We start from the raw sequence: 1,234 nt of genomic DNA on the forward strand, positions 1-1,234 counted from the left end.
AAAGAAGTTTCAGGGTTTTAGGGATGAAGTCCCTAACGTGCTTAGGTTTCTCAATGAAATTGAGAAACGTCTAAGCGCGCCATCAAATTTTTGATGGAAGTACAGGCGACAATCTCTAGAACGACTTTAACAAAATTGCGTACCTTGGACGTAATTATTTTGTTATCGTTCTTTGAGTATTGAGCCTGTGCTTTTGCGGTATATGAATTAAGGAATTGAATATGAATAATGATTGGCTGTCTGAAAAAATTACCTACATTTCTGCTTTAAAGAATCCTAGTGATGCTCAAAAACTTTTACTTGAATTAGCCAAAATCCAATACAGAACACCCTACCAAGAGAAAAAACTGAATGCCTTGATCAAAGCTGAAAAAGCCATAGATCGAGCCAATAAGCAGAAAGTGGCAGTCAGAAAATTATTGAATGCAGAAAAGGAAGCTGAACGCAAAGCTCGTACACGTCACCTTATTCAATTAGGCGCACTTTTTGAGATTGCTAACCTGGATAAACGAGATCCAGCTGAATTACTAGGAGTGCTTTTGAAAACTGCCGAAATTGATCCAAATGATGCAAAGTGGCAAATTTGGAAAGACTTAGGGCAAGAAACCTTGAATCAGCGTAAAAATTAAAATTGATAAGGTAAACGGTTCAAAACGTATGAACCGTTTATTAACAAGAAAATCACTTAAGACTCTTTAAATCAATATAACTTTCTGAAATATATAATAAAAAAATATTGTTAGATCAATTAAAAAGACTTCAGAAATACAATTAAGATAAAAATATGAAACGTAATTGAAGACAGTTTCAAAAATAAATAACAGATTCGCAAGCAAATTCGCGATTTTTGAAATCATAGAGATAAGACCCATGTAACTTGTTCCCAAATATTTCTAATCTTCAGTGTGTATGACTTCTCTTGTTTTTTCAATTTTTTATTAAATAACAATGATTTGGTGTCAATATTCTCTTATGGATGTCAATATTTTCTTATAAAAAACCAATAAATAGCCTAAGCAGAATTATTATTAATCCTAAACCAGTACCATTAAGGACATAAAACTATTCTAAAAAAGTGCCATTAAGACCATAAAATTAATGCTCTCAACTTCTCAACTCGCCCCCAAAGCGTCGCACTTCGTGCTTTGGCTTTGGAAACGGTTGAGAGAGTTTCGGCAATACTCACCCTATGGGGAGCCATTTGAAAAATTGACATATCCCCTAAGTATTGCCG

1 protein-coding gene is annotated in these 1,234 nt (G+C 34.0%); it reads left to right on the plus strand.

Annotated features, from left to right (window positions below):
• Positions 1-221 precede the first annotated feature (221 nt).
• Positions 222-629 (plus strand): conjugal transfer protein TraD, encoded by a 408-nt coding sequence (locus FTV31_RS16945; protein WP_180015804.1) that lies wholly within the window; start codon positions 222-224, stop codon positions 627-629.
• Positions 630-1,234 lie beyond the last annotated feature (605 nt).

Origin of the sequence: Acinetobacter sp. YH16031 (genome assembly GCF_013417335.1) — a bacterium.
Lineage (GTDB): Bacteria > Pseudomonadota > Gammaproteobacteria > Pseudomonadales > Moraxellaceae > Acinetobacter.

Excerpts from the sequence above, each read along its gene's own strand:
- FTV31_RS16945 (WP_180015804.1), top strand. The coding sequence starts at position 222 with ATGAATAATGATTGGCTGTCTGAAAAAATTACCTACATTTCTGCTTTA.